The organism is Opacimonas viscosa, assembly GCF_024199005.1.
Lineage (GTDB): Bacteria > Pseudomonadota > Gammaproteobacteria > Enterobacterales > Alteromonadaceae > Opacimonas > Opacimonas viscosa.
In genome coordinates, this window is sequence record NZ_JANATA010000006.1 from 34,714 (window position 1) to 61,003 (window position 26,290).

Annotated in this window: 30 protein-coding genes; 16 read left to right on the plus strand and 14 right to left on the minus strand. The window is 42.4% G+C overall.

Features of this window, described 5'->3' with window-relative positions; translation table 11 throughout:
• Positions 1-6 precede the first annotated feature (6 nt).
• Positions 7-1,176: an N-acetylglucosamine-6-phosphate deacetylase gene (nagA, locus tag NLF92_RS04895; RefSeq protein WP_254099451.1), complete on the minus strand. Its 1,170-nt coding sequence runs from the start codon at positions 1,174-1,176 to the stop codon at positions 7-9.
• The gene (locus NLF92_RS04900; protein ID WP_254099453.1) at positions 1,173-2,063 is read right to left on the minus strand and encodes a glucosamine kinase nucleotide-binding domain-containing protein; all 891 of its coding nucleotides are present in this window, start codon (positions 2,061-2,063) and stop codon (positions 1,173-1,175) included. The genes nagA and NLF92_RS04900 overlap by 4 nt, the downstream gene beginning before the upstream one ends.
• 160 nt (positions 2,064-2,223) lie before the next feature.
• Here NLF92_RS04900 and NLF92_RS04905 point away from each other — a divergent pair, with 160 nt between their 5' ends.
• Genes NLF92_RS04905 through rpoS form a run of 10 tightly spaced genes read left to right on the plus strand, consistent with a single transcriptional unit; the run spans position 2,224 to position 11,471 of the window.
• Positions 2,224-3,834, plus strand: coding sequence for a hypothetical protein (locus NLF92_RS04905; protein ID WP_254099455.1), 1,611 nt, complete (start codon positions 2,224-2,226; stop codon positions 3,832-3,834).
• A 41-nt stretch (positions 3,835-3,875) separates the two neighbouring features.
• Positions 3,876-5,588: a TIGR03545 family protein gene (locus tag NLF92_RS04910; RefSeq protein ID WP_254099457.1), complete on the plus strand. Its 1,713-nt coding sequence runs from the start codon at positions 3,876-3,878 to the stop codon at positions 5,586-5,588.
• Between the two features lie 60 nt (positions 5,589-5,648).
• Positions 5,649-5,939 (plus strand): cell division protein FtsB, encoded by a 291-nt coding sequence (gene ftsB / locus NLF92_RS04915; protein WP_254099459.1) that lies wholly within the window; start codon positions 5,649-5,651, stop codon positions 5,937-5,939.
• Positions 5,940-6,656: a 2-C-methyl-D-erythritol 4-phosphate cytidylyltransferase gene (gene ispD / locus NLF92_RS04920; RefSeq protein ID WP_254099461.1), complete on the plus strand. Its 717-nt coding sequence runs from the start codon at positions 5,940-5,942 to the stop codon at positions 6,654-6,656.
• Entirely contained in the window at positions 6,653-7,144 is a 492-nt protein-coding gene (ispF, locus tag NLF92_RS04925; protein WP_254099463.1) for a 2-C-methyl-D-erythritol 2,4-cyclodiphosphate synthase, read from the plus strand. The genes ispD and ispF overlap by 4 nt, the downstream gene beginning before the upstream one ends.
• Positions 7,145-7,150: 6 nt before the next feature.
• Entirely contained in the window at positions 7,151-8,290 is a 1,140-nt protein-coding gene (truD, locus tag NLF92_RS04930) for a tRNA pseudouridine(13) synthase TruD (protein WP_432420209.1), read from the plus strand.
• Between the two features lie 8 nt (positions 8,291-8,298).
• The gene (locus NLF92_RS04935; RefSeq protein WP_254099465.1) at positions 8,299-8,946 is read left to right on the plus strand and encodes a protein-L-isoaspartate(D-aspartate) O-methyltransferase; all 648 of its coding nucleotides are present in this window, start codon (positions 8,299-8,301) and stop codon (positions 8,944-8,946) included.
• The gene (locus tag NLF92_RS04940) at positions 8,943-9,527 is read left to right on the plus strand and encodes a YqaA family protein (protein ID WP_254099467.1); all 585 of its coding nucleotides are present in this window, start codon (positions 8,943-8,945) and stop codon (positions 9,525-9,527) included. Before NLF92_RS04935 ends, NLF92_RS04940 begins: the two co-directional genes overlap by 4 nt.
• An 18-nt stretch (positions 9,528-9,545) precedes the next feature.
• Positions 9,546-10,373, plus strand: a complete 828-nt coding sequence (locus NLF92_RS04945) for a peptidoglycan DD-metalloendopeptidase family protein (protein WP_254099469.1) — start codon at positions 9,546-9,548, stop codon at positions 10,371-10,373.
• Positions 10,374-10,427: 54 nt separating this feature from the next.
• Positions 10,428-11,471, plus strand: a complete 1,044-nt coding sequence (rpoS, locus tag NLF92_RS04950) for an RNA polymerase sigma factor RpoS (protein WP_254099471.1) — start codon at positions 10,428-10,430, stop codon at positions 11,469-11,471.
• 130 nt (positions 11,472-11,601) lie between these two features.
• Here rpoS and NLF92_RS04955 read toward each other — a convergent pair whose 3' ends face one another.
• Both NLF92_RS04955 and NLF92_RS04960 read right to left on the minus strand, forming a co-directional pair.
• Positions 11,602-11,916, minus strand: coding sequence for a BolA family protein (locus NLF92_RS04955; RefSeq protein WP_254099473.1), 315 nt, complete (start codon positions 11,914-11,916; stop codon positions 11,602-11,604).
• Between the two features lie 8 nt (positions 11,917-11,924).
• The gene (locus NLF92_RS04960; RefSeq protein WP_254099475.1) at positions 11,925-12,560 is read right to left on the minus strand and encodes an alpha-ketoglutarate-dependent dioxygenase AlkB family protein; all 636 of its coding nucleotides are present in this window, start codon (positions 12,558-12,560) and stop codon (positions 11,925-11,927) included.
• 13 nt (positions 12,561-12,573) lie between these two features.
• Here NLF92_RS04960 and NLF92_RS04965 point away from each other — a divergent pair, with 13 nt between their 5' ends.
• Together NLF92_RS04965 and NLF92_RS04970 are read left to right on the plus strand one after the other, a co-directional pair.
• Entirely contained in the window at positions 12,574-13,716 is a 1,143-nt protein-coding gene (locus NLF92_RS04965; protein ID WP_254099477.1) for a methyltransferase, read from the plus strand.
• 59 nt (positions 13,717-13,775) lie between these two features.
• Complete coding sequence (locus tag NLF92_RS04970) at positions 13,776-14,414, plus strand: peptidylprolyl isomerase (RefSeq protein WP_254099479.1); 639 nt, start codon at positions 13,776-13,778, stop codon at positions 14,412-14,414.
• 54 nt (positions 14,415-14,468) lie between these two features.
• On the opposite strand, the gene NLF92_RS04975 is transcribed toward NLF92_RS04970, so the two are convergent.
• From NLF92_RS04975 to efp, 3 genes are all read right to left on the minus strand, one after another.
• Positions 14,469-14,978, minus strand: coding sequence for a GNAT family N-acetyltransferase (locus NLF92_RS04975; RefSeq protein WP_254099480.1), 510 nt, complete (start codon positions 14,976-14,978; stop codon positions 14,469-14,471).
• 75 nt (positions 14,979-15,053) lie between these two features.
• Complete coding sequence (gene epmA / locus NLF92_RS04980) at positions 15,054-16,013, minus strand: EF-P lysine aminoacylase EpmA (RefSeq protein WP_254099578.1); 960 nt, start codon at positions 16,011-16,013, stop codon at positions 15,054-15,056.
• Between the two features lie 10 nt (positions 16,014-16,023).
• Positions 16,024-16,593: an elongation factor P gene (efp, locus tag NLF92_RS04985; RefSeq protein ID WP_254099481.1), complete on the minus strand. Its 570-nt coding sequence runs from the start codon at positions 16,591-16,593 to the stop codon at positions 16,024-16,026.
• Positions 16,594-16,623: 30 nt separating this feature from the next.
• Here efp and epmB point away from each other — a divergent pair, with 30 nt between their 5' ends.
• Positions 16,624-17,643 carry an EF-P beta-lysylation protein EpmB gene (epmB, locus tag NLF92_RS04990; RefSeq protein ID WP_254099483.1) on the plus strand — a complete coding sequence of 340 codons (1,020 nt, stop codon included), beginning with the start codon at positions 16,624-16,626 and terminating at the stop codon, positions 17,641-17,643.
• A gap of 23 nt (positions 17,644-17,666) precedes the next feature.
• Here the strand turns inward: epmB and NLF92_RS04995 are convergent, their stop codons facing one another.
• Positions 17,667-17,888: a hypothetical protein gene (locus NLF92_RS04995; protein ID WP_254099485.1), complete on the minus strand. Its 222-nt coding sequence runs from the start codon at positions 17,886-17,888 to the stop codon at positions 17,667-17,669.
• A 101-nt stretch (positions 17,889-17,989) separates the two neighbouring features.
• On the opposite strand from NLF92_RS04995, the gene NLF92_RS05000 reads away from it, so the two are divergent.
• Positions 17,990-18,316: a hypothetical protein gene (locus NLF92_RS05000; RefSeq protein WP_254099487.1), complete on the plus strand. Its 327-nt coding sequence runs from the start codon at positions 17,990-17,992 to the stop codon at positions 18,314-18,316.
• Between the two features lie 80 nt (positions 18,317-18,396).
• Here the strand turns inward: NLF92_RS05000 and NLF92_RS05005 are convergent, their stop codons facing one another.
• From NLF92_RS05005 to NLF92_RS05020, 4 genes are all read right to left on the minus strand, one after another.
• Positions 18,397-19,692 (minus strand): hypothetical protein, encoded by a 1,296-nt coding sequence (locus NLF92_RS05005; protein WP_254099489.1) that lies wholly within the window; start codon positions 19,690-19,692, stop codon positions 18,397-18,399.
• Between the two features lie 27 nt (positions 19,693-19,719).
• Entirely contained in the window at positions 19,720-21,609 is a 1,890-nt protein-coding gene (gene parE, locus NLF92_RS05010; RefSeq protein WP_254099491.1) for a DNA topoisomerase IV subunit B, read from the minus strand.
• A 72-nt stretch (positions 21,610-21,681) separates the two neighbouring features.
• Positions 21,682-22,260: a YqiA/YcfP family alpha/beta fold hydrolase gene (locus tag NLF92_RS05015; protein ID WP_254099493.1), complete on the minus strand. Its 579-nt coding sequence runs from the start codon at positions 22,258-22,260 to the stop codon at positions 21,682-21,684.
• A 28-nt stretch (positions 22,261-22,288) separates the two neighbouring features.
• Entirely contained in the window at positions 22,289-22,693 is a 405-nt protein-coding gene (locus NLF92_RS05020) for an FAD synthase family protein (RefSeq protein ID WP_254099495.1), read from the minus strand.
• Between the two features lie 158 nt (positions 22,694-22,851).
• On the opposite strand from NLF92_RS05020, the gene NLF92_RS05025 reads away from it, so the two are divergent.
• Positions 22,852-23,616 (plus strand): glycosyltransferase family 2 protein, encoded by a 765-nt coding sequence (locus NLF92_RS05025; RefSeq protein ID WP_254099497.1) that lies wholly within the window; start codon positions 22,852-22,854, stop codon positions 23,614-23,616.
• A 4-nt stretch (positions 23,617-23,620) separates the two neighbouring features.
• Here the strand turns inward: NLF92_RS05025 and NLF92_RS05030 are convergent, their stop codons facing one another.
• The gene (locus tag NLF92_RS05030; RefSeq protein ID WP_254099499.1) at positions 23,621-24,058 is read right to left on the minus strand and encodes a DUF1249 domain-containing protein; all 438 of its coding nucleotides are present in this window, start codon (positions 24,056-24,058) and stop codon (positions 23,621-23,623) included.
• A 7-nt stretch (positions 24,059-24,065) separates the two neighbouring features.
• Positions 24,066-24,683, minus strand: a complete 618-nt coding sequence (gene nudF, locus NLF92_RS05035) for an ADP-ribose diphosphatase (RefSeq protein WP_254099501.1) — start codon at positions 24,681-24,683, stop codon at positions 24,066-24,068.
• Positions 24,684-24,886: 203 nt separating this feature from the next.
• Here nudF and tolC point away from each other — a divergent pair, with 203 nt between their 5' ends.
• Positions 24,887-26,212: an outer membrane channel protein TolC gene (gene tolC / locus NLF92_RS05040; RefSeq protein ID WP_254099503.1), complete on the plus strand. Its 1,326-nt coding sequence runs from the start codon at positions 24,887-24,889 to the stop codon at positions 26,210-26,212.
• Positions 26,213-26,290: the final 78 nt, after the last annotated feature.

Genomic DNA, 26,290 nt, shown 5'->3' on the forward strand with positions numbered 1-26,290 from the left:
GCACATTTAAGTGACTTTGCTCCCCTGATGCCATTGCGCCTGCAAAGCAAACTGAGCATCTAGTGCGATAAAATTAGCCTGATTGCCTTGTTGTATTGCATTAAATTTAGGTGCTTGCAACCAATCAAGAGGGGTCTGTGAGGCCATTTTTACACTTTCAAATAACGCAACACCGACGCTTTTATGCATATACAACATAGCTTCATGCATAGTTAAGCAAGAACCCGCTAAGGCACCATCGGGGGTGGTTAAGCGATTTCCTTGACGAGTAATTTCTGTTGTGAAATAGGGTAGAACAGCTTCGGTAGAACCTGCATGTGCCATAGCATCCGTCACTAAAACAAGTTTATCTGCCCCTTTGGTTTTATAGGCTAACTTTAAACCATAAGAACTCACATGGTGACCATCCGCAATAATCCCCGCAAATGTATCTAACTCGCCCAAAGCGGCACCTAGTACACCTGGGTCTCGCCCCTGTAAACCTGACATTGCATTGTATAGATGTGTGAAACCAGTTGCTCCTGCAGATAAGGCCGCTAAGGTTTGATCCACATTCGCATTAGAGTGACCAATCGAAACAACCACGCCTTGCCTGACTAGATCTTGGATAACATCCACAGATACCGTTTCTGGGGCCAGTGTTAACATGACTTTCCCCAAATCCTTTCGTGTCACACAATATAACTCAGCATCACTTGGCGCTCTGATATGTTCAGCTAAATGGATCCCTTTTTTGGCTGGACTTAACCATGGACCTTCAAAATGTACACCGAGAATACCTTGTACCGGTCCTCCTTCTAACAATCCTGATGAAGCTTCAGCTAAAACCGATGAAACCACATCGGCCATGTTTTCCATGGCGGCTTGATGATGGGTGATCAACGTGGGTAATAAAGCGCCTGTACCGTATTTAGCGTGAACTTCCACGACTTTTTTAAGGTCTGAAGGCGTGGTATTTTCCGCAAATAATATTCCACCGCCCCCGTTTACTTGGAGATCGACATAATTAGGTATCAAAAATTCACAGCAAATATCCGCTGTCGCCTGCACACTCGCCAGTTCATGGTCATGTATTTGTCTGACAGCTGAAATAGCTTGGGCATTAAGTGATACCAGAACGTGTTTTTGCCAATCAGAGGTTTGCGGCAAAAATGCCTGCTTCGCAAAAATATTCATATCTCATCCAGCGCTCTTAGTGTCTGCTCCAAATAAACAATGGCACCACGTTCCGGCATGATTTTCTGATGCACTAAAATCTTTTTCGCTGCTTGTTTTAAATACGGAATATAATGGGTCATGACGCTGCCATAATAGAAAACCGGCTGAGAAAAATCATCACTCACACGTTGGATTAATTTATCTAAATAACGAGCACCCTGTTGGATAATAGTTAATGCCGCTTTATCATCGGCATAGGCACAACGAAACACAATCGGGCTAAACTGACCAAACTCTTTTGGGCCTAATTTATGAAAACTCTCAATAATACTCGCGATATCTGAATGCCCTAAGTGTAATACGACTTCATCACTTAACAAGGATGTATCAACCACACTGTCCAATGCTTGTAAGGTATGCCTCAGGGCTTGTAGGCCGAGCCAACTACCCGATGCATCGTCTCCTAGACAAAAGCCATATCCACCATATTGCACTAAGCCACTATTATATAATTTCGCCCCACATGAACCCGTGCCAACAACAACTAGCCCACAGTCTGCACCACCATTGGCAGCTAATGCTGATATATGTACGTCTGTCGTCACCGCAAAGTGCGCAAAAGGATGCTCCCAATCCACCATAAGTTGTTGGGCAGAAGTCACTCCCATCCCGGCTAACCCTGCGCCTACATAGACAGAGGAGAGTGCTGAAGTGGATAAACCAACCGATGCGAGACAGAGTTTAACGGCGGATAAAATAGATTCTTGGGCTTGTTGGGCATCCACAAACGCGTTGGCTGGCCCCGATTGGGCTTCTGCTAATACCTGTTTATCACGATTAAATAGTTTGGCATTACAACAAGTGCCTCCCCCATCAATCCCAATAAAAATTGCATCAGTTGTCATAATCTACTCATTTAAGCAACGGCATAAGACAAGACTAAACCGATGTGAGTTGTCTTTCAAGTTATCTACTGCAGTGCTAGTGTGAATAGGGATGATTTGTATGGATAATTAATGCTATATTAAACCAAACGTTTTTTGGTTTGATTAGTAAAGGATGACTATGACCCACTCAGTTCGTAATATGCTGCAGAGCACTTTCATTTTTGCTGGTATTTTTGTTGCGATTATTGTGTCAATTTTTGGGGGTACGGTTAGTGTTGCACAAGCTCAAATCGTCATAGATGACTCAGAGTTAGGCCAAGCTAAACAAAAGTTACAAAGGGCCGTCGAAGCGACTAAGCAAAAGAATGCTGAATCGTCGAGTACCTCTCAAAAGACGCAAGCCAATTCCCCATCCCAAACACCCAACCAGAACAATCAAAGCCATCGTTTATTTAAGTTCTGGTCTGCTAATGCACCCGCTACTACGTTTACTTATAAAGCACCCAGCCCCGCTTTTGTGGATTATTTTTATTCCAGTGTCATGACCAGTCCGCCTTTGTTACCGCAACAAAACAGCACTACATCATTACATTGTGACTCGTTACGTTCTGGCTCAACTGCCCGATACAGCACCTCGGCCTCGGCAGATTATGCACGTCCGTACTGGGAAGATAGAGTGTTGGGTAATGCACAATTATTTGCTATCCCAGCTGAACAAGGTACGGTTACGGCGATTGATTTTGCCACGTTAAGCAGTCAAGGGCAGACCCAATTAGGATTTCGTTATTACGCGAATAGTTTGGACTATGACACGCCTGTAGAGCCTCTGAAAATAGCAGATGTTTTTGCGATAACAGGGACTCTGAGCAAAGCTCGAATGGCAGGAGCGAGTACCAACAGCTTGCTCGGGGATCAGCATGTCTTGGCACTTTTTGAACAGACTCTAACACGCACCAAGAAAACCTCATCCAGTGTGGTTAGTCACCCCATTACAACGTATTTCGCAGATATTGCCGAGCGAGATTATTTGACTAGTTTATTAAAAGAACGTTGGTTATTAGCTAAAAACCCACAGAATGTGCTTCGAGGATTTACCAGCGCTGCACCTTATACACCGAGTAATGAGAGCTGGTTAGCACTAAATTCCCAAACGCTGCACACAGTTCCTTATCGTTTGCCGTTAGTCATCAATGATGAAGTGACTAACCCAAGTGAACAACAAAACCGTCTGACTCCATTAGTCATGGTAGAGTGGTTTAAACGCTTGGTCACGCATGATCGAGTGGCACAAACCGCCTTTCCAAGATTAACTGATAGCGATATACAAGGCGTTTTTTATGGGCAAAAAGCCTTTAAACCTATACATCATGGCGGACATACTGGAGGCTTGCAAAGTAATACGGGGAATATCGTACATGCTGCGCTTGCCGAAGCAATCCAAGGCGCGCCGGTCAATCGCCCAAAAACGGTTTTAGATAACAATACTCGTGGTGCTTGGCGCATTTGGCAAACGACGGATTGGCAAGCTGATTTACAAACGCAGTCTAGTCGAGCAGTGGTGCTGACCCATATTTGTTTACCCAACTATCAAGGTGGACGTGAGTTTACGGTTTTTGCCGAAGCAAAATATCAGCACTCAGATGATTTATACAGTACGACTGTTAACAATATAAAAGTGCAAAATGCGACACCAGAAATGACCCAACAGCGCCTCCAAAATCATGCAGCAATAAAACTTAAACAAATTTTAACGGAAGTTTTTGGGCAACTTTTACAAGTTGAACCATAATTATGTTGGTTGAACATATTTTTATTTAACAAGGATTGTGTATGTCAAAAAATCTTCCCCTAACCGTTAAAGTCGCCTTAGGTGCAACCTTTGTTCTTTTGGGTGTCAATTTATTCTTGGTAGATCCCATTGTAAAATGGGTAGCTGAAGCTGAAATGGGGAAAATGCACGGTGCGGAGGTGAATATTGGCTCTGTGAGTCATTCTATTTTTCCATTATCAGTCCAAATAAATGATATAGAAGTAACCGATGCCCGCCGTCCAAAACTCAACCAAGTGCAAGTACAAAGTATTTCTGCTGATGTTGCGTTCATACCATTACTATCTAGCAAAGTCATTGTTGATGAATTAGTCATCGTTGGGATGGAATTTAACCAAGCAAGAGCCGTCGAAGGTACTGTTTTTCGTCCACCTGGCCCCAGTTTTTCAGAATTATTAGCGACTTTACCTAATCAAAATGATATTCCCTCGAAAGATGAGTTATTAGCACGTTCGAGTTTACAGACCCCGCTAGCCGTTGCGGCAGCCCAAACTACCAAAGAAAAATATGTTGACCCTTTACAAGAAAAATATGCGGCTTTGCCTGACAAAGAAAAATTAGCCGCCTACAAAAAAACGTTTAATGAGCTAAAGAACACTGACTACAAAAATCCTGCAGCCCTACTCAAAGCTAAAGAGCAGTGGGATAACGTCAAAGCACAAATTAAACAGGATAAAGCGCTCATTTCTGAATTTCGCACTTTAGCTTCTGCGGCAAACAAAGCGGTAAAAGAAAATATTGTGGCCTTAAAATCTGCTCCACAAGCTGATTATCAAGCCTTGCAAAAGGTCATGGCAGGCGACCCTGAAGCATTATCACAAATCACATACATGCTGTTTGGGGACAAAGCTGAACAATTAAATCAAACCATCTTACTCGCACTAGATACTGTTTTACCGATGCTTGCACCAAAAGCAGATGAACCAGCAGTCAGCATCGACCCAAATGCTGAATATGCCAACATCCTAATTCGCGAAGCAAGGATTTTATTGAGTTTGAATGACACTAGCATCAGAAGCGATTGGCAAAACATTACAGACCAACATATCATCACCAAAACACCTACTACATATACGATTAATAGTATCGGCACTGACGTAATTGATGTCCAAGGTGAGTTTAGTATTTTACCGACGGGGATCTCTGCTCAACAAGCATGGCAGATTATGGATATTGCTTTAGATAATGTTCCAGCAGTAGATAGTGAACGCATCAAGGCGGTCATTAATTCTGCAAACATGATGACTCGAGGTAGCCTAAACATTACCAACAACATTCTCAGTGGTCAGTCCGATATTGATTTAAGTGCGTTAGCCTTGACCGCAACAGGTACCGACAAGTATTCAAATATCATTGCGCAAACGCTCAATCAACTAGATGCGCTCAACTTAGCGACAGATTTTTCGGGTTCTGTGGCTGAGCCTGGGTTTTCTTTATCTTCAGATCTTGATAACAAACTCAGTAAAGCACTTATTTCTGGTTTGCTCAACGACCAAGAAGGAGAACTTGCTGAGATCCGTCAATCCCTCAAAGCAAAAGCTGCACAGAGCCTGAATGTAAACCAAGAATACCTGGGAAATATCACCAAATTGATGCAACTTGCGGATGGAGACCTCAGTAATTTAGAGTCCCTTTTACAAGGACAATTAGGTGATTCTGATGACTTGAAAAATAAACTAATGAACAAGTTAAAAGGGAAACTTTTTGGTGACTAGGTTTTAGCGCTAAAAACTATTACAATACCTGTAATTAATTATATCTGTTGCGGGTTTCATGTGAAAAAAAGTCAATTCATTGTGTTGATATTAGTCGTCTTATTTGGCGCACTACAATATCGCCTATGGTTTGGCAAACACAGCATCCCAGATTATTGGCAGCTCAAAGCCGAAGTACAACAGCGTGTTGAACAAAACGCAAAGCTTATCCAGCGCAATAGTCTTCTCGAAGCAGATATCAATGACCTAAAAATTGGCATTGATGCAGTTGAAGAAAGAGCTCGTAATGAACTTGGGCTGATCAAAGAAGGTGAAACCTTCTTCCGTATTGTGCCCAAAGAGCAGGATTAAATGGCTACCCAATCGACATCAGCTCCTTTTATCGCAATTATCCCGGCCGCAGGAATTGGGTCTCGGATGCAAGCAAAACAAGCCAAACAATATTTAAAAATCGGTGCTCAGACCATCCTAGAGCGTACTTTAACGATTTTTTGTGAACATCCAGAAATCCATGCCGTGTATGTTGCATTACACCCTAACGATCCATCTTTTGACACGTTAAAGATTGCTGCTCACCCGAAAATACAACGAGTTGCCGGCGGCGCAGAAAGAGTGAACTCTGTCTTACACTGCTTAGAGAATATTGCAGCAGCTGATGCAGTGGTATTAGTTCATGACGCTGCTCGCCCTTGTCTGCAAACACCAGACGTTGACCGACTTTTAGCATACTATCGCGAGCATGAATCCCCAGCTATTCTTGCCAAACCAGCGAGTGACACGATTAAAGTGAGCCAGGCACAACAGCCCAGGGTTGCATCGACACTAGACCGAAGAACGATCTGGCAAGCACAAACACCTCAAATTGCAGCATTAACTGCACTCAAACAGAGTATTACTGAAGGTCTGGCACAGGACCTAATGTTAACCGATGAGGCATCTGCACTTGAAGCCGCTGGGTACCCTGTAGCTCTGATTGAAGGCCCTAGCTACAATATCAAAATCACCCATCCAGAAGATTTAGCACTTGCTGAATTTTATTTAACTCAACAAGGATTAATGACCCAATGACCCCGCTCCCACTGAGAATTGGCCATGGCTATGACGTGCATAAATTTGGTGGCACTGACCCATTAATTTTAGCTGGAGAAAATGTCCCTTACGAGACGGGTTTATTAGCCCACTCAGATGGGGATGTCGTATTGCATGCTTTATGTGATGCGCTCTTAGGCGCTGTCGCATTAGGGGATATTGGACGTCACTTCCCTGATACCGATCCTGCTTTTGCCGGCGCTGATTCCGGTCGCTTGTTACAACATGTTTATCAATTAGTCACGGACAAAGGCTATATCTTGGGTAATGCTGATATTACGATTATCGCCCAAGCCCCCAAAATGGCACCACATATTGCGCGTATGCAATCAAATATAGCAGCCCTACTAAATTGCTCCGCTGAGCAGGTAAATGTCAAAGCAACAACCACTGAGAAGCTCGGTTTTACCGGACGCAAAGAAGGTATTGCCACACACGCGGTAGTGACCGTTATACATCAAGGATAAGTTATTTTGTCAATCTCACCAGCTAGCCTGACTTCGCCCTTACCTTTTCCGCTAATGGACTGGGCATATTGGTATGGTAAACCCGTCAGCACAGCTAAATTTAAACAAGTACTAAGTGATTTCAAAGTTGTTGAAGATATCGGATTTAGCCCGTCAGGTGAAGGCGAGCATATTTTTTTACTTATTGAGAAAACCCAGTTAAATACCGCTTATGTTGCAGAGCAGCTCGCGGCATTTACAGGTTTACCATTACGTAATATTTCTTACGCAGGACGCAAAGATAAATTTTCGATCTCCACCCAATGGTTCGGAGTGCACTGTCCTGGCAAGAAATCCTTTGCATGGGATGAGTTCGACCTAAAAGGTGTCGTTATTAAAAGTGTTAGTCGCCATGATAAAAAGTTAAAAACAGGTGCCCTAAAACGCAATGCGTTTACGATTGTATTGCGTGATGTCTCTGATATCTCAGCCGTACAACAACGACTGGATAACATTGCAACCGGTGGCGTACCCAACTATTTTGGGAGTCAGCGTTTCGGTGAAGTCCGTTATTTAGATGAAGCCGGACAACAGTGTACCAAGTTTGGCGGCAACCTCACTCTCGCTGAAAACCTCTATAACGGTAAAGGTATTAAAAACCGCAACAAACGTTCCGTGGCTATATCGGCCCTCCGTTCTTGGCTATTCAACACTTACATATCGGAAAAAATCCGCCAAGAGACCTTTGCTACAGTGACCTCAGGCGATGTCTGTATCCTCAGTGGTTCAAATAGCTTTTTTACTGCCGATAAAGCAGATGCATCCATTCAACAACGTCTTGTAGATAGAGATATTGTATTGTCTGCCCCCATGTGGGGAGCAGGAGAGTTGGCAGCCAATGACGACGCAGCAGTATTTGAACAAACACTAGCTGCACATTATCCAGAAATTACGAACTGTCTGGTAGATTTAGGGCTAAAACAGGAGCGGCGTGCCATTCATCTATGGCCAGAAAATTTAGTTCACCGCGTTATCGATACACAACACATCGAAGTCTCTTTTGGGTTACCCAAAGGGTGTTTTGCGACATCTATTTTGCGTGAGGTTGTGCAATTTACCACTAACGATGCGACTGACCATTGTGCTGTAAACCAATTACCAGAGTGAATTAAACGATGATTGCTTCTATTGCCAAAGCATTGCCTTTGTTACAAGAATTACAACGTCTTGGGATCAACGACACTCAAGTACTCGATGTGATGAGTCAGATCCCCAGAGAACTTTTTTTACCCCCGACGTTGACCCACAAAGCATGGGAAAACAACGCGCTCCCTATCGGACAGGGGCAAACCTTGTCTCAACCCTACACGGTTGCTCGGATGACAGAGTTATTGTTGGCACACTTACCGGTACCTGCAAGCAGTGCAACCGTTTTAGAAATCGGGACGGGTTCGGGATATCAAACCGCTGTATTGGCGCACCTTTTTGGACAAATTTGTTCGGTTGAACGGATTAATAGCCTGAAATTCCAAGCCAAACGTCGTCTGAACCATTTGGATTGTCATAATGTGAAACTGCGTTATGGTGATGGCTGGGAAGGTTGGGCGAGTAAAGGACCTTATCATGCGATTATCGTGACTGCAGCGCCAACTTCAGTCCCCCAAGCACTACTAGAGCAACTCAGCGAAGGAGGCTGTTTGTTGATCCCAGTCGGGAATGAACAGCAATCTTTAACCTTATACCAAAAACACAATGACACGATTCAACAAACTGTGATCGAGGAGGCCAACTTCGTGCCTTTAATCCCCGGAGAGCTCCAGTGAAATTATTTACCACACTTTATGACGTTTGCCTTAACTGGGCCAAACACCCCCAAGCTGAAAAATACCTCGGTGCTTTGAGTTTTACCGAATCAATGATATTTCCCATCCCACCCGATGTTATGTTAGCACCAATGTCTCTGGCAAAACCCCATAAAGCTTGGCGCTACGCTTTAATTACGACTGTAGCCTCGGTGTTAGGTGGCATGGCTGGGTATTTTCTTGGCCTGTTCGCTTTTGATTCGCTTATCGCTCCCCTTATCGAAACACTGGGCTATCAAGACAAACTAGCTAATGCTGTAGCATGGTTCAGCGAATATGGTGTTTGGATTGTTTTTATTGCAGGGTTTTCTCCCATCCCCTACAAGGTATTTACTATCACTGCAGGCATGCTAAGCATGGCATTTTTACCATTTTTAATCGCTTCATTTATTGGCCGTGGCAGTCGATTTTTTCTCGTCGCAGGTTTGATGTACTGGGGAGGTGAAAAAATGGAAAGCAAACTACGTGAGTATGTTGAAATACTTGGGTGGGCAGTTATTGGACTCGCAATCTTGGCTTATTTGTGGGTGAGTTATACATAAATCAGGAATATTCGTCATATGACCCCATTTTCTTCACGTTATCTCCTAACCGTATGTCTACTAAGTACAACGATACTTGTCAGTGCTTGTGCACAACGCTCTGTCCCAGCTCCAGTAATCAAAATTAATACCCAAGTTGCAGAAACTGACCGCTGGGCTGGCACCCGAACTCATACCGTGCAACAGGGAGAGACACTGTATGGGATTGCTTGGCTCTACGGTAAAGACTATCAAGAGCTAGCCAGTATAAATGGACTTGCTGAGCCATATCAAATCAATAGCGGGGAAACACTTAATTTAATTGGAAATAGCAATAATATTGCCGGTTCTTCAGCCGATACAAGTATATCAGATGATGTTCTCCCTAAAACTAAATCGGATAAACGTATTGTAAATAATACCAAAGAGGCGTATCGTATACCCCAGGTTAAGGATAAACCTATACCTAAAAATAATAACCTTCCAACACGAGTCAGCCGTTGGTTGTGGCCAGCCGAAGGTACTTTGATTGGCAAGTTTTCGAATAAAGAAGCAGGGCTCAAGGGCATTGAGATAAGTAATACTATTGGGACTCCGATTGTATCAACCGCAAAAGGTAAAGTTGTTTATACTGGTGATGCACTGAGAGGTTACGGAAACTTAGTTATTATAAAACATACGGATAATTTTTTAAGCGCGTATGCACACAATACTAAAATAATAGTCAAAGAAAGACAGATAGTACAGGCAGGCGAGAAAATCGCTGAAATGGGTCGTTCGGGTACTACGGAAGCAAAATTGCGATTTGAGATCCGCTACAAAGGTAAATCTCTGGATCCGCTGAAGTATTTGCCTCGACAGAAATAATAATAAGGTTTTAGGGATGCATTCAGTTTAATCCGATTTACAGGAGATGCTGTTATGGGTCAGAAAAATAACACAGAAGTCGATCTTATCTCTGTGGAAGATGTTGTTAATGACATTGCTCCAGAAAGAACGCTTGGCAAAAACACAATTAGTTCACCACATTTAACTGAAGTTAAAGCTGAAGACACCTTAGTCGATGACATTGATTCCGATGCATTTGATGATGTTGATATCACTGATGATGTCCAAAAGAACTTAGATGCTACTCAACTATATCTTGGTGAAATTGGTTTCTCCCCTCTGCTCAGTGCCGAAGAAGAAGTCCTTTATGCACGTCAAGCCCTAAAAGGTGACGAAAAAGCTCGCGAACGTATGATTGTGAGTAACCTACGCCTAGTGGTAAAAATTTCCCGTCGTTATAACAACCGCGGCTTAGCATTATTAGATCTTATCGAAGAAGGTAACCTAGGTCTTATTCGCGCTGTTGAAAAATTCGATCCTGAACGTGGTTTCCGTTTCTCTACCTATGCGACTTGGTGGATCAGACAGACCATTGAGCGCGCGATTATGAACCAAACGCGGACGATCCGCTTGCCCATTCATGTCGTTAAAGAATTAAATACTTATTTACGGACTGCTCGTCAACTTGCTCAAGAGCTTGATCACGAGCCCACCGCCGAAGACATAGCTAAAGAATTAGACATGCCGGTTGAAGACGTTGCCAAAGTGTTAAAGCTGAATGAACGCATCAGCTCCGTAGACTCCCCTGTTACTGGAGATACTGAAAATAAAGGTATGCTCGAAATCTTGGCGGATGAAAATAACACAGGGCCGGAAGATGAGGTACAAGATACCGATTTGAAAAAGTCGATTGTGCGCTGGTTAGAAGATTTAAACCCAAAACAGCGGGAAGTATTGGCTAGACGCTTTGGCTTATTGGGGCATGAGCCTTCTACCCTTGAAGATGTCGGGAGTGAAATTGGCCTGACTCGTGAAAGAGTTCGTCAAATCCAAGTCGAAGCTTTACGCCGCCTAAAAGATGTCCTAGGTCATCAAGGTCTTAACTTGGAAGCCATTTTTGATAAGCGCGAGCCTTAAACATGATTTTTACTTTATACTACCCCGCGACGTCACTGCCGTTCCGATCACGGGGTTTTTTCACTGAGTTTTGATACATCCCAGATATACTTTCGCAGGGTTGCTACCAACCAGCCCAAGCTAAGCTAAATTAATCGTGCTTACTGCCACCTAAACAATTTGGAGAAGCAGGTACTGTTGACTCACCTTGCCACTTCTCTGGAGCGTAGGTATGTAAAGCAAGCGCATGAATGTCATTTGCCAACTCATCAGCCAACACCTCGTTTACCAACCGATGACAAGGTAGTAAGCGCTTACCTGAAAACTGTTCTGCTACAATCGTGACTTTAAAATGACTTTCTGAACCAGCCGGAACATTGTGCATGTGACTTTCATTTACGACTTGTAAATGACTGGGTGAAAATGCATTAAGCAACTTTTCTGTGATGCGATTTTGAATTTCCATAAATCTAATTATTTTCCTGTAGTAAGCGGATAAACCCACCGAAACGTTAAGTTAATTCTATCACCAATAGGCTTTTTTGTCTTATTGATACCATGTTGCCAAAACTGTTGAGTATCACCTTGCATAACTAATAAACTGCCATGCTCTAAGACAACCTCGACTTTTTCTTGCGTCTTTTTATGTTTAAAAATAAACTTTCTGGGCTCACCTAAAGTGACCGAAGCAATCGTCGGTTGTGGGCCTAATTCTGGTTCATCATCACTGTGCATGCCCATACTATCTTGACCATCTCGATACCAATTCGCCAGTACACTGTTAAACTTTACCCCGGTCGTTGTTTCACAAAGATGTCGAATTTCTGTGACAGGTGCCTGCCAGGGTAAAGGGGTCATTAATAATTGGGAATACGTGTATTGTGCCTCAGGATCGCCTATCCACGATTGTAAACGCGGTATCTTCACATCTCGGCCGTAAATTTTGATATAATCCTGGGACCAGGTAAGTGCTTTCTGACAATCTTGTAAATACCGTTCAGCATCAGTAAGTGTTAACCAATTCGGATAATAGCGCACATCACCATCTGTCATTGCCAGTTGCAAAAACAGTGGTTGGTGTGGGTCATCGTCAAAAAAATCGGCTTGCATAAGGGCTCTACTGTTGATTAATACACATTTTATACACGCTTTTGGCGAACACAGTTTATATCGTTTTCCATTAGAACAGCAAATGCCTAATTTACAGGCTTGGGATGCCGTAGATGAATATTTACTGGCACACCTTTACGAGCATGCTATTGAGCGCTTACCCAACCAACATATTGTGCTTGCTAATGACGACTTTGGTGCGTTGTCCTGCGCTTTACATGAGTATTCTCCCACTCATATTAGTGACTCTTGGGTCGCACAGGCCGGGTGTCGCCACAATCTGCAAAAGAATGCGCTCGATAGCGACGCAGTGACGTTTATTGACAGTTTATCGGTACCAGACCAACCGATTGATATTTTGGTAATAAAAATTCCAAAAAACTTGAGTTATCTCGCGTATCAACTGGCACAATTAAAGCCTCTATTGCACGCTGATACGCTAGTATTAGCTGGTGCCAAAGTGCCACAGATGACTCAAAATGTGCAGAAGATATTTAGTCAGTATATTGGTGAAAACAAAACATCATTGGCGAAAAAGAAATCGCGTTTATTATTTAGTCAGGTAGCTCCAGACCTTGTCGGACGAGCTCCTCAGAATACGGCATGGGATGTCAAGAACCCGAGTTTACACATCAGTAACCTACCTAATGTGTTCTCTCGTTTAAATTTAGATATTGGTGCTCGGTTTATGCTTAACAATTTACCTTTCGTCGATGATGGCCATGTGATTGATTTGGGCTGTGGTAACGGCGTGTTAGGTTGTGCGGTATTAGCTAAAGCCCCTCAAGCCAAAGTGACATTTGTTGATGAGTCATATATGGCTGTTGCATCAGCTAAAGCGAATGTCACAGCAAACTTTCCAGAGCTGGTAGACCAATGTACCTTTTGGGTAAATAACTGTTTGGCAAATTATACCCTGCCACCTGCAGATTTAATTTTGTGTAACCCTCCTTTCCACCAACAACAAGCCATCACTGATCACATTGCCAAACAGATGTTTAAAGACAGTCATTTTGCTCTCCGCCATGGTGGTGAACTCAGAATAATAGGGAATCGTCACCTACCTTATGGCGAGCTATTGAAAAAACGTTTTGGTGGTTTTAAAGTAGTCGACACGAACAAGAAATTTTCGATCTTATCGACCATCAAACATTAATTGTGCTGATTATTTCTAACACACATAACTTCTGAATTTCCGAACAAGAGGTTGCTAACATGCAAACAATCTATTCTTTGAGTCTGGTACTACTTATTTCACTCACCTTGGTCCTGACGAGTACGACGAGTTATGCCAAAACACGCACCATCCCAGACGGTTCCCAAATTCAACCTGATAATTTATTTCCACGTGTCAAACTGACCACCACGATGGGCGATATCATCGTTGAATTAGATCGTAGAAAAGCCCCCATTACCGTGAATAACTTTTTGCGCTATGTCGATAAACGCAGCTTTGAAGATACTATTTTTCATCGTGTCATTGCAGGTTTTGTTGTTCAAGGGGGTGGATATACTGCGGATTTCAGTGTGAAACCGAGTATGGGTAAGATTTTTAATGAATCCGGTAATGGCCTAAAGAATGAGATGTATACCATTGCTATGGCACGCAACACCGAACCGCATACCGCTACCCGCCAGTTTTACTTTAATCTACGAGATAACGAATCATTAGATCCCGGTAAAAACTGGGGCTACACAGTATTTGGTAGCATAGCAGAAGGATATGAAGTGGTTGACGCTATTAGTGAAGTAGAAACAGAGTACTCGCTAGAGTTTGGCCAACCTGATGTCCCCAAAGAGCCTGTTGTCTTGTTAAAAGCAGAAATATTACCTGAGCCTCTTGTTAAACCCTGAGCCTCGTGTTTAAAAGAATATCGAGGTAGCGCTCGCAACCTCAAGTATTTTCAGCTAGCTAAACGTTTTTTGGTAAATATGTAGAAGCTCCCCGGCGTCGTGTTCTGGATACTGATAGCTAAACCCGAGCTTTTCTAATACGCGTATTGATACCGTATTGGTGGGTAGTACTTTGGCAAATAAATATTGGTATTGCTGTTCGTGACACCATTGTACAACACTTTGACAAGCCTCTGTTGCGTAGCCTTTCCCCCTAAAATCTGGTAATAGTGCGTAGCCCAAATCGGGGAGATCATATGCATTGCGCTGCATTAAACCACATACACCAATAGATTGTTGGCTATGTACTTCAATCACTTTCAACAAACCTACACCATACTGGGTATACATCGCTAAATGGGCATTTTCAATATAATCAGCCGCAGTTGTGGGATCTGTCACACCACGATCACCAATTTGCTTCAACCACTCAGGATCTGTCGTTAACCGATACATAAAATCAGCATCTGCGACAGTCAGGCGAGTTAATGCTAGGCGTTCAGTAGATAATTTCACTAAAGACATGTTGTTACCTTATTATCGCTTATCGTTACTGTTTGATAGGTTCGGATTAACTTCATTAACAAATCTACTGAGTCATTAAGCATCTGTAAAACCAAAGGCCAGTGTAGATTGGATATCTGATGCTGCCAAAGCCAACATGAGTAAGCGATCCACTCCTAACGCGACACCTGCACAATCAGGTAAACCACTATGTAAAGCCGCAACTAAACGCTCGTCATGAGGCATTTGCGGTAACCCTTGCTTTTGTCGTGTGGCGTTATCCCCTTGCCAGCGCTGTTGTAACTGTTCAGGATCCGTTAATTCATAATACCCGTTGGCAAGTTCTAAACCTTTGAAATACACTTCAAAGCGATGAGCTTTATGTTGTTCAGATGCTTTTAATTTTGCCAAAGCCGATTGACTCGCGGGGAAATCATAAATAAAACAAGGTGTAGACTTGCCAACCTTTGACTCAATTTGCTCACTGAACAATAATTGTAAGACATGGTCTCGCGACTCAGCCAATAAATCATATGTACACTCACTTGTATAACAAGCAACGAGTTCTTGGTGTGTAGCTGTCCAAATATCTATCTGACAATACTGTAAAAACGCTTCGTCATAAGCCAAGTATTCGACCGCTGTAACGCCTAGCGTTGCTTCCAGTAATGCTGCAACTTCATGCATTAATGTTCGGTCATCAAACCCTATGCGATACCATTCAAGCATCGTAAACTCTGGGTTGTGCTGTGGGCTTTGTGGTTCATGGCGAAACGCTTTACCTAGATAATAAATATCGCCAGAACCAGATGCCAACATCCGCTTCATACCATACTCAGGAGAGGTTTGTAGGTAATAAATAGCGTCTCCATCACAGGGGGCAGAATAAGCAAAACTAATTTTGAAGTTGTCTAAAAAAGGATCCGTTACGGGTGCTTGTGAGAGTATGGGGACATCGACTTCACATACGTTACGAGACATAAAAAAAGCTCGGATATTATGTAATATCTGAGCTTTTTTTTGTAAATTCGCAGGTGTTATCTGCATTTGCCACATTGGCAAAGTCTTACTTTTGTGCACGTGACGCGTATTCACCGCTACGAGTATCTACTTTCACAACTTCGCCACGTTGGACGAATAATGGTACTCGTACTACGGCACCGGTACTAAGTGTAGCGGGTTTACCGCCAGTACCCGCTGTATCGCCTTTCAAACCTGGGTCTGTTTCCACAATTTCTAACTCGACAAAATTAGGTGGCGTGACTGCAATTGGGCTACCGTTGAACAATGTAATCGTACAGACATCATTCTCTACTAACCATTTGACGCTATCACCAACAGCCTTAGCATCTGCCGCAACCTGTTCAAACGTTTCATTATTCATGAAATGGTAAAATTCGCCATCGTTGTATAAATACGATAGTTCAGTATCTAATACATCTGCACCTTCAACTGAATCACCTGATTTAAACGTTTTTTCTAATACTTTATTCGAGATCAGCTTACGGATTTTTACTCGGTTAAACGCTTGGCCTTTGCCAGGCTTTACATATTCGTTTTCTAAAATGTTGCATGGTTCGCCATCGATCATGACCTTTAGTCCAGCTTTAAATTCATTTGTGCTAAAATTCGCCATACATCCTCATATTCATTTAGTAATGGTTTATTGGTGCATAATATACACAAAAATCTGCTCTCTGTAGAGCCTAACTGGCAAAAAGAATTAGCAAATAGCTTTACTGATCCTGAAGATTTGTTGTCTTATTTAGAGTTACCGCTTGCAAAATACACACAGCACAGCAAAGCGCGCCGTTTATTTCCTATGCGCGTGCCGTATTTTTTCGCATCCTTAATGGCTAAAGGACAAGCTGACGACCCGTTATTAAAACAAGTACTGCCTCTCGCAGATGAATTTTTGGAGGTAGATGGATTTGTCACAGACCCGCTAGAAGAACTAGATAATGCCAAAGATGGTATCGTTCACAAATACCACAACCGTTTATTGTTAATCGTCAAAGGCGGGTGTGCAGTGAATTGTCGCTACTGTTTTAGACGACACTTTCCGTATGGTGAGCATCAGAATAACAAAACCCAATGGCGCGAACATTTTGCCTATATTCATGCGCATACCGAACTAGATGAAATCATCTTATCGGGTGGTGACCCACTGATGAGTAATGATGACCATATTGCTTGGCTGATTGAACAAATCGAGGCCATCGCTCACATTAAGCGTTTGCGTATCCACACTCGCCTCCCTGTTGTGTTACCTAACCGTGTTACAGAGCGCTTGGCGCAACTCTTGGCACATTCTCGATTGCAGAGTATTGTGGTGTTGCATATCAACCACCCTAACGAGATTTCCCCAGAGTTGACCACCAAAGTACATGCGTTAAAACAACACAATGTCACTGTGTTAAATCAAGCTGTACTGCTCAAAGGGGTTAATGCAAATGCTCAAACTCAAATGGCGTTGAATGAAGCGTTGTTCAGCGCTGGTATCATGCCGTATTACTTACATATGTTTGACAGGGTCAAAGGAGCGCATCATTTTGCGGTCAACGACAATGAAGCGATTGGAATTATGCAAGAAGTGATTAAGCAACAATCAGGCTACATGATCCCCAAATTAGTTCGAGAGATCGGCGGTGAACCGAGTAAAACACCGATTGATTTGAGTATCTAAGCGGTATCTAATGCAATTATGACTTACGCGTAGGTATCAATATATGTGCCTTTTGGGGCGGCAAAGGTAGGGGTATTGGTATCTGGGAGAATTTGACCTGCACTTTGGATTAATTGAACCGAAGCTTGGCCTTGTTGTTGCACCATATCATTACTCATTTTCGCCGTCAGTACTTGTTGTTCTTGACTTAAATTGGCGGTTTGGTTCGCTATACCAGCTGCGACAAGACTCGATTCAATATTCATAAAGACGCCGTTTGTAATGATAAACAAATATGGATATCGGTTTAACGGCTGATTCATGATAAACTTTACCAATATTCCATCGTTTTATGTAAAAAAAGCACATGCAAGCCATCATTGACAAACTTCAAGAAAATTTACAAATCATTTATCGCAAAGCCGTAGACGCAGATGCCAAACTCGATGCATTTCAAAAAGAAGGGAAAGGTAAATTTCACACTATTTTTGCTGAGTCTAGCCCATTTAATGCCCGTGCCAAACGTTTTGAGCCTTACGTTGCTGAAGTATGTGAAAATATGGATGCGTTTGTCGCTTTAGATTTAAGCCAAACCGAGCAAGCGGAAATAGAACAACGATTGAGTATCATTGTGGCACAAATCGAACAGCTTTTATCAACGCTTGTACAGTTCAAAGAAAGTCTAAAAGCATAAGTTTTTGGGGCTACGTGAGGGATGTAAAAGTAACATAAACCTTAGCCCATTAGCACCCTCTAGGGTATTGATAGGATAAACTACAACTTAGCGAGTGGCGTCGCATTAACCCGTTGTATGACCTTTGCGACCATAGCTTTGTACGTAGCACTATCCACCTGACCAAATGCTGCGGTGAATTCATCGCGTCTCAGGCCTTCTGGTAACGCAGAGGTGTCTGGCATAAATACACTTTCATCTGCAGCTAGTGACAGTAATAATTGTGCATCTGCAGCGATATCTTGTTCTGCGAGTTGGATTGCAAAATGCACACCTGCTTTGTCGGCAGCTAAGTCGACAAAACTATATCCAGAACCGGTTTGGACACGATCCATTAATTCTTTGAACTCACCGATAGCTACAGACGTCCCTTGATCAGATAAGATTTTTATAGCCGCACTAAAAATAAAATGTTGCGCTAAATCAGGACGATTTTGCAGAGTAACCACAGTGCCTTTGGGCAATACCCGTTCTTGGGCCACTTTATCTATTCCTATAAAACTCCCAAAACGGCGATCTCCGGCATAAATCGCCAGAGCCAAAATAGCGGCTTCATTTTCTAAATGTGCCGTATCTGGTTTACTTTGAATCTGTGCCTCCAGCATCAATTCCCGCAAATATTCCGCTAATGAAATCGTCGGGGCATAAGCAATACTTTGTTCATAGGCCAAAAAATACAAATAATATGTCACTCTAGCGAGTAACTCTTCATCTTGATCAAGACTTAAATTACCTTTGGCTTTTTTGAGTGCGACCATAAAATCTTTTAACGGATGGATGAGGACTTGTGCTTGGCCTGGCAAAAATGCGACTTTTACCACCTGCTCTCGAGCTAACGTGGCTATTTCACTGCGGGTATATTGATTGACACCCCAACTCACAATGTCTAAAACAGCATTGCCAGGCAATGGGACTTTACCTAAAGTGAGTGTGTCTATAAATACCTTATCAGCATCTTTTAACACCAATAAAACATTGGCATAGCGGGTTATCCCGAAAATGTTTATCGGGTAGCTAAAAGCGAGACGTCCTTGGCCAGATGACAGTGTAACTTTAGCGGAAAAGCCAGGCATTGCTCTTTGCAAAAAGCCCAATAGACTAGCGAATTGAGGTTTAGTAACGACTAAAGAGTGTTGGAGATTATTTTGCGCAAATACGCGTTTTACGTCATTTAATAACGGATTCACCGTATCGGCATAATCCAAGTATTCCGCTTTTGTTGGTGGTACTGACGGGGCGGCATCCAAAAACAACACGAACGCCACAACCAGTAAAACAATGGTGGTGGTGAGAAGTTTATAAAAAGAACGAAAGGAAAATACCGATCCCTTAACCATGCTTTTCCCTACGTTGATACTGCATCATTATACGTCAGCCAAGTTTCCTTTGTTCTCTAACCACTCTTTGCGGTCGCCTGAGCGTTTTTTCGCTAACAACATATCCATAATCTCTAACATGCTCTCAGCATCATCTACGGTGAGTTGTACTAAACGACGAGTATTCGGGTCCATCGTAGTTTCGCGTAACTGTAAGGGATTCATTTCACCTAAACCTTTGAAACGTTGGACGTTCACCTTGCCGCGTTTTTTCTCGGCTTCGATACGGTCTAAAATACCTTGTTTTTCACTTTCATCAAGTGCGTAGAAAACTTCTTTGCCAACATCAATTCGGAACAACGGAGGCATAGCTACAAAAACATGTCCTTTTTCTAACAATGTCCTGAAGTGCTTTACAAACAAGGCACACAACAAAGTCGCAATATGCAGTCCATCGGAGTCAGCATCTGCTAAAATACAAATTTTGCCATAGCGCAAACCTGATAAATCATCGCTATCTGGATCAATTCCTAGGGCAACTGATATATCGTGAATTTCTTGGGAAGCCAGCACCTGGGATGAGTCTACTTCCCAAGAGTTTAAGATCTTGCCACGCAGAGGCATAATAGCTTGGATTTCTCGATCACGAGCCTGTTTAGCAGAACCACCGGCGGAATCACCTTCCACCAAAAACAGTTCCGAACGAGTATTATCCTGCGAAGAACAGTCTGTTAGTTTGCCCGGTAATGCAGGGCCAGAAGTGACTTTTTTACGGGCAACTTTCTTGGTTTGACGCAGTCGTTTCTGAGCGTTGTTGATACACATTTCTGCGAGTAGTTCTGCAATGTCAGTGTGCTGGTTCAACCATAAACTAAAAGCGTCTTTAACCACACCTGAGACGAATGCTGATGCTTGACGGGAAGATAAGCGTTCTTTAGTTTGTCCGGCAAACTGAGGATCCTGCATCTTGGTCGATAGGATGTAGCAGCAGCGGTCCCAAATGTCATCTGGAGTCAGTTTTACACCACGAGGAAGTAGGTTTCTAAACTCACAAAATTCACGCATAGACTCCAACAGTCCTTGTCGTAAACCATTCACGTGGGTACCGCCTTGCGCAGTGGGGATCAAGTTTACATAACTCTCAGTTACCATATCGCCACCTTCTGGTAGCCATATGACCGCCCAATCTGCAGCTTCAGTGCTCGTCGTAAACTTACCGACAAAAGGTTCATCATGTGGAATTTTTTCCGCATCTGCGACAGACTGCATCAAATAATCACGTAAACCATCTTCGTAATGCCATTCAGTGGTTTCTTTGGCTTGTTTATTATCAAAACGGATGCGCAAACCGGGACATAAAACGGCTTTTGCGCGTAAGACATGGTGCAACTGGCGCACCGAAAACTTTTCCGAATCGAAGTAGGAACCATCTGGCCAGAAACGGACACTAGTCCCCGTGTTCCGTTGTCCACAAGTATCAATAACAGCTAAATCTTCAATTTTATCGCCATTGGCAAATACCACTTGATAGACTTTGGCATCGCGGCGAATCTTTACTTCGACACGAGTAGATAGTGCATTTACGACGGAAATACCTACTCCGTGCAAACCACCAGAGAACTCATAATTTTTATTTGAAAATTTACCACCGGCATGCAGTTTAGTCATAATTAATTCCACACCAGAAATACCTTCTTCTGGGTGAATATCTACCGGCATACCACGTCCATCATCGACGACTTCTAGGGAGTTATCTTCATGCAGTACCACTTTTATCGAACTCGCATGCCCGGCCAGGGCCTCATCCACCGAGTTATCGATGACTTCTTGGCTAAGGTGATTGGGACGTGTCGTGTCTGTATACATCCCTGGACGACGTTTGACGGGATCCAACCCGTTCAATACTTCTATGGCATCTGCGGTATATTGATTCGACATAATGGTATTCTTATTTTTAGTAATGTCTTGATATTACCAAGTGTGTGGCCTTTGAGCAATTAAGGATGGTATTTATGCCATAAAAAATCGTAGCATACGCGGTAAATACTCAGGAAATTCTGAGTAAGCATGATCACTTCCCTCACTAAGCAAAACATCGCTGTTTTGGTATAACTTTTCGGCTAAGCGATAATCCAATACTTCATCTGCAGTGCCCAAATAAACTTGCGCCAAATCAGGATGCACAATATGCCGTAATACCACATCAGCCAAGGGACTAATATCTTCACGTTTAAGTTCAAAGACATCCCCTGTATAAGGGTTAGTATGCTGCCCGAGGTAATCTGGGAAAAGTCGATGAGGCGCAACGGCTGGATTAATCAAAACCGCTTTGATTTGATATTGCTCAGCAAACAACCCTGCCAAAAAGCCTCCCATGGAGCTCCCGATAATACCAATAGGTGATTGGGGCAACGCGTTAAGCGCTGCCTCAGCCTCACGAATGGCCAACGCTGGCACACCGGAAAGCTGGGGAGTATGCACCGTGATATCAGGATGATGTTGCGCTATATATTGGCGTGTCTGCTGTGCTTTTAAGGAATCAGGCGAACTCAGAAAACCATGTAAATACAATAAGTGATGCTGGTTCATTTATCACACCTTCTGCGGTTATGTTGGATTAGTTTGCAAAAGCGTCTGAACGCACAACTTCGATGATTTCTGTGGTTGATACCGATGGTGTACGAGTAAAATAGGTCACTTCACATAACTCGGAAAAATGATCGAACTTGCCAGCCCAATCATCCCCCATAACCAACACATCAGCTTGGTAATTTGCGATATATTCACCCTTTAACTCTAGTGATTCTTCGACAAACACTTCATCAACACAGGCTAACGCAGCCACAATCGTCATGCGATCTTGCTCAGAATAAACAGGGTTTCTGCCTTTTTTGGCAAAATTGAGAGCATCAGATGAAACGCCAACAATTAAATAATCACCCAAACTTTTAGCGCGTTGTAAGATTTTGACGTGACCTGCATGGAACACGTCAAACGTCCCAAAAGTAATAATTTTTTTCACTTTGTATTCCTAGTATTTTACTTCCCGAATAAACAATACTATACAATTTTATATTAATCCTACTCAATAACATTAAAATCCTACGGTTTCTTTTTTTGTTTAAAAATTTATCTACACAGTGTTAAAATTAATTGTCCTTTACTCACACTTGGCATTCTATGAAACTCCCTATTAGCGTATTTATCATTACTTTAAATGAAGAAGCCCACTTAGAAAAAACATTAAAAAGTGTCCAAGACTGTGCTGAAATTATTGTGGTTGATTCAGGGAGTACCGATAAGACATGTTCTATTGCCCAGAAATACGGAGCTCAGGTTATCCATCATGAGTGGTTAGGCTATGCTAGACAGAAGCAGCTAGCACTCTCATATTGCTCACAAGAGTGGGCCCTAAACCTTGATGGTGACGAAGAACTCACCCCTGAATGCTTATCAAGTATCAAAAAAGTTATTGTTGATGACAAATACGCTTGTGTTAGATTCAAGCGAAATGATATTTTTATTGGAAAACCACTTTCTAAATGGAGCAAAAAACCTAACAATCTGCGTTTTTACAAAAGCAAAAACGCATACTTTGATGAGTCACGTTATGTCCATGAAAGTGCCTCAGTAAAAGGCAAAGAGCTATACATAGACGATGCCTTTAACCACTATGGTTATGCTACAATTAATTCCCTAAATCAAAAAAACAATACTTACTCGACTTTGAAAGCCAAGGAAAAATTTACCAAAGGTAAGTCTTTTTCCACTACTAAACTGGTCCTAGCTTTTCCTTTGTTTTTTTGTAAAGAATATTTTCTACAACGTAAATTCATGTCCGGGAAACGAGGATTTTTATTGGCTGTTATTAAGGCATACTATGCGTTTTCTAAAGAAGCAAAGCTTTATGAATGTTACGAAAATTCAAAACTACAGAATAAATAACTGTTTACTTTATCAGAGTATTTTCTTGCCAATGCAAGCAGAAAGTTAGCCATTCAGCCAAGAACACATTTACCATAAATTTTTCGTTTCTTTGGTGCATGTGCAAATTTGGATATTCATAACTGGCCTTGATCTGACCAATGTTTTGGCAACTCAGAACTTCCGCACTGCGCGCATCATGATACATGCGGATCGTCATTATGGGTTTTAAATAGCCTGGTAACTGTTCCGATAACTGTTGCATCGTTAACGTAGTGGTATATCGTGCAGATTCGGTAATCTGGAGCTGGTAACTCAATAATTCACCGACACAAAAATCATAGGACAGATCGACTTCATCCACTTCAGGCAAGAGCCTAATAAGCTTCCCATAATTATGCTCACAGATCCCAAGTAAACTGGCGAGATGCGGTACATATTTTTTCTTTCGTGGTGTCGTCATGTGGATGTTATGTCCATTCTTTAAGGATTGTTTGCTCGTGCAAGAAAAAATGTTGAAGGATAATTATAGCTGCTGCATTGTCGATCACGCCAGTTTCTAACCATTCTTTTGCTTCTAATCTAGGTACACGCAACACCTTGATGTCCTCGGCTTCATTCTCTACCCCGTGTATACCATGGGCCACAGTACTATCGGTTTGCGCTAAAAATAATTCCAAACGCTCTGTAGTACCTCCCGGACTAGACAAATAACTACATACCTTCGTTAGGTGCGTCAGCTCAATCCCGGCTTCTTCTTGTGCTTCTTTATGGCAGACAGCTTCAGCATCGAGTCCAGGGTCAATCATCCCAGCGATAACCTCAATTAACCACGGGGACTCTGTAGTCGCCATAGCACCTAGTCTAAATTGCTGAATTAACACAAATTCATCCGTTACTGGATCATAGGGTAACAGCGCAACTGCATGACCTCTTTCAAACATTTCTCGCGTGATTTCAGGACTCCATCCGCCACTAAATAATTTATGTTTCAATGTGTATTGCACCATTTTAAAAAAACCATTGTATAAAGATTGTTTACTCACGATGGCAACATCTTGATGGCTAAAGGTTTCGCGTTTACTCATGATTTTTCTCTAATTGGTGAACATTAGGTAGGTCTAAAACAACGTAATGAATTGCAATATGACTAATTCATTTAGTCCAATATGCTATATTACATTCTGTTACACATAAGGGCATAATGTAACGTCAATATGATTTAATTATGTCACAGAGTTTCATACACTTCACACTAACATTATTTTTATACGAATTTATAGGCAGCAATATGAAAAAAACACTACTCAGTGTACTCATTAGTATAGGATTTACAGGCTCGCTTCACGCTGAAGATTTATCTGATATCTATGCACAAGCGCTGGCAAAAGACCCGGTTGTCAATCGCGCTAAAGCACTCAGAGATACGGCCTTCACTGGTATCAAATTATCGCGTTCTAGCCATTTACCAAAAGTTTCCGGCTCTATCAGCTATGGTATTTCGGACAGTGAGTCGCCTACCGGCACAGATAGTGTAAGTGTTTCTGATACCGATAGTTTAGGCTATCGCATTGGCCTAAGTATGTCGTTGTATGACCATGCCAACTGGGTGGGTTTGGACCGCGCAGAAAAAGTTGCACAACAATCTGAAGCTGCCTATTCAGCGACATTACAAAACCTGATTGTGCGAGTCACTACGGCGTATTTAAATATTCTTCGCGAACAAGACAATGTTGAATTTGTCCAAGCAGAAAAACGTGCTATCGAACGTCAGCTAGAACAAACTAAACAGCGTTTTGAAGTAGGTTTAACTGCCATTACCGATGTCCATGAAGCACAAGCCAACTTTGACACAACGGTTGCTCAAGAAATCCGTGCGCAAAATGCTTTGGAACTGCGTAAAGAACAACTACGTGAAATTACGGGTAAGTATTACAACCAAGTCAATGTGTTAAATACTACATCATTTTCACCCACCGCACCTGCGCCTAACTCAGTTGATGAGTGGCTCAAACTAGCAGAACAAAGCAACCTAGATCTGCAAGCAGCACGCTTCGCAGTGGATATTGCCAAACAAGATATTAATGGCGCCGATGCTCGTCATTTACCGACACTAGATTTATCTGGTTCGGTATCAGGTTCAGACCTGACGACCAACAATGTCGATTTGGCTAGAACCAATTCGTCGAGTTTGGGTATTACGTTAAATGTTCCCATTTTTTCTGGTTTTGCTACGACTGCAGGAAGCGAGCAAGCGCGTTCTCGTTTTGTTGCTGAAAGTGAAACTTTAGAACAGACTTACCGTTCGACGGTACTACAAGTACGCAATGGTTTTAACAATATCAAAGCAAACATTTCTACCATTCGAGCTTTCGAACAAGCTGTGGTCTCCGCTGAATCAGCACTTCGAGCAACTGAAGCAGGCTTTGATGTGGGTACGCGTACGATTGTAGATGTCCTAAACAGCACGCGTAATTTATTCAACGCACGCAAAAACTTGTCAAATGCACGCTATGACTTTATTACCGCAGTTGTGAATTTGAAACGCGCTGCAGGCACATTAACCGTAGCTGACTTAGATGCCATTAACCAAGGTTTGATTCCACCGGCAGTTTAGTTTTTAGTGACTAAGCAAAATACATAATAATAAAAAAAGGCATAACATTTTCCGTTATGCCTTTTTTTTGCCTTACTG

What these genes read in the sequence shown, in the direction of transcription:
- nagA (WP_254099451.1), bottom strand. Translation starts at nt 1,176, where the DNA reads ATGAATATTTTTGCGAAGCAGGCATTTTTGCCGCAAACCTCTGATTGG.
- NLF92_RS04900 (WP_254099453.1), bottom strand. Translation starts at nt 2,063, where the DNA reads ATGACAACTGATGCAATTTTTATTGGGATTGATGGGGGAGGCACTTGT.
- NLF92_RS04905 (WP_254099455.1), top strand. Translation starts at nt 2,224, where the DNA reads ATGACCCACTCAGTTCGTAATATGCTGCAGAGCACTTTCATTTTTGCT.
- NLF92_RS04910 (WP_254099457.1), top strand. Translation starts at nt 3,876, where the DNA reads ATGTCAAAAAATCTTCCCCTAACCGTTAAAGTCGCCTTAGGTGCAACC.
- ispD (WP_254099461.1), top strand. Translation starts at nt 5,940, where the DNA reads ATGGCTACCCAATCGACATCAGCTCCTTTTATCGCAATTATCCCGGCC.
- ispF (WP_254099463.1), top strand. Translation starts at nt 6,653, where the DNA reads ATGACCCCGCTCCCACTGAGAATTGGCCATGGCTATGACGTGCATAAA.
- NLF92_RS04935 (WP_254099465.1), top strand. Translation starts at nt 8,299, where the DNA reads ATGATTGCTTCTATTGCCAAAGCATTGCCTTTGTTACAAGAATTACAA.
- NLF92_RS04945 (WP_254099469.1), top strand. Translation starts at nt 9,546, where the DNA reads ATGACCCCATTTTCTTCACGTTATCTCCTAACCGTATGTCTACTAAGT.
- rpoS (WP_254099471.1), top strand. Translation starts at nt 10,428, where the DNA reads ATGGGTCAGAAAAATAACACAGAAGTCGATCTTATCTCTGTGGAAGAT.
- NLF92_RS04955 (WP_254099473.1), bottom strand. Translation starts at nt 11,916, where the DNA reads ATGGAAATTCAAAATCGCATCACAGAAAAGTTGCTTAATGCATTTTCA.
- NLF92_RS04960 (WP_254099475.1), bottom strand. Translation starts at nt 12,560, where the DNA reads ATGCAAGCCGATTTTTTTGACGATGACCCACACCAACCACTGTTTTTG.
- NLF92_RS04970 (WP_254099479.1), top strand. Translation starts at nt 13,776, where the DNA reads ATGCAAACAATCTATTCTTTGAGTCTGGTACTACTTATTTCACTCACC.
- NLF92_RS04975 (WP_254099480.1), bottom strand. Translation starts at nt 14,978, where the DNA reads ATGTCTTTAGTGAAATTATCTACTGAACGCCTAGCATTAACTCGCCTG.
- epmA (WP_254099578.1), bottom strand. Translation starts at nt 16,013, where the DNA reads ATGTGGCAAATGCAGATAACACCTGCGAATTTACAAAAAAAAGCTCAG.
- efp (WP_254099481.1), bottom strand. Translation starts at nt 16,593, where the DNA reads ATGGCGAATTTTAGCACAAATGAATTTAAAGCTGGACTAAAGGTCATG.
- NLF92_RS04995 (WP_254099485.1), bottom strand. Translation starts at nt 17,888, where the DNA reads ATGAATATTGAATCGAGTCTTGTCGCAGCTGGTATAGCGAACCAAACC.
- NLF92_RS05000 (WP_254099487.1), top strand. Translation starts at nt 17,990, where the DNA reads ATGCAAGCCATCATTGACAAACTTCAAGAAAATTTACAAATCATTTAT.
- NLF92_RS05005 (WP_254099489.1), bottom strand. Translation starts at nt 19,692, where the DNA reads ATGGTTAAGGGATCGGTATTTTCCTTTCGTTCTTTTTATAAACTTCTC.
- parE (WP_254099491.1), bottom strand. Translation starts at nt 21,609, where the DNA reads ATGTCGAATCAATATACCGCAGATGCCATAGAAGTATTGAACGGGTTG.
- NLF92_RS05015 (WP_254099493.1), bottom strand. Translation starts at nt 22,260, where the DNA reads ATGAACCAGCATCACTTATTGTATTTACATGGTTTTCTGAGTTCGCCT.
- NLF92_RS05025 (WP_254099497.1), top strand. Translation starts at nt 22,852, where the DNA reads ATGAAACTCCCTATTAGCGTATTTATCATTACTTTAAATGAAGAAGCC.
- NLF92_RS05030 (WP_254099499.1), bottom strand. Translation starts at nt 24,058, where the DNA reads ATGACGACACCACGAAAGAAAAAATATGTACCGCATCTCGCCAGTTTA.
- nudF (WP_254099501.1), bottom strand. Translation starts at nt 24,683, where the DNA reads ATGAGTAAACGCGAAACCTTTAGCCATCAAGATGTTGCCATCGTGAGT.
- tolC (WP_254099503.1), top strand. Translation starts at nt 24,887, where the DNA reads ATGAAAAAAACACTACTCAGTGTACTCATTAGTATAGGATTTACAGGC.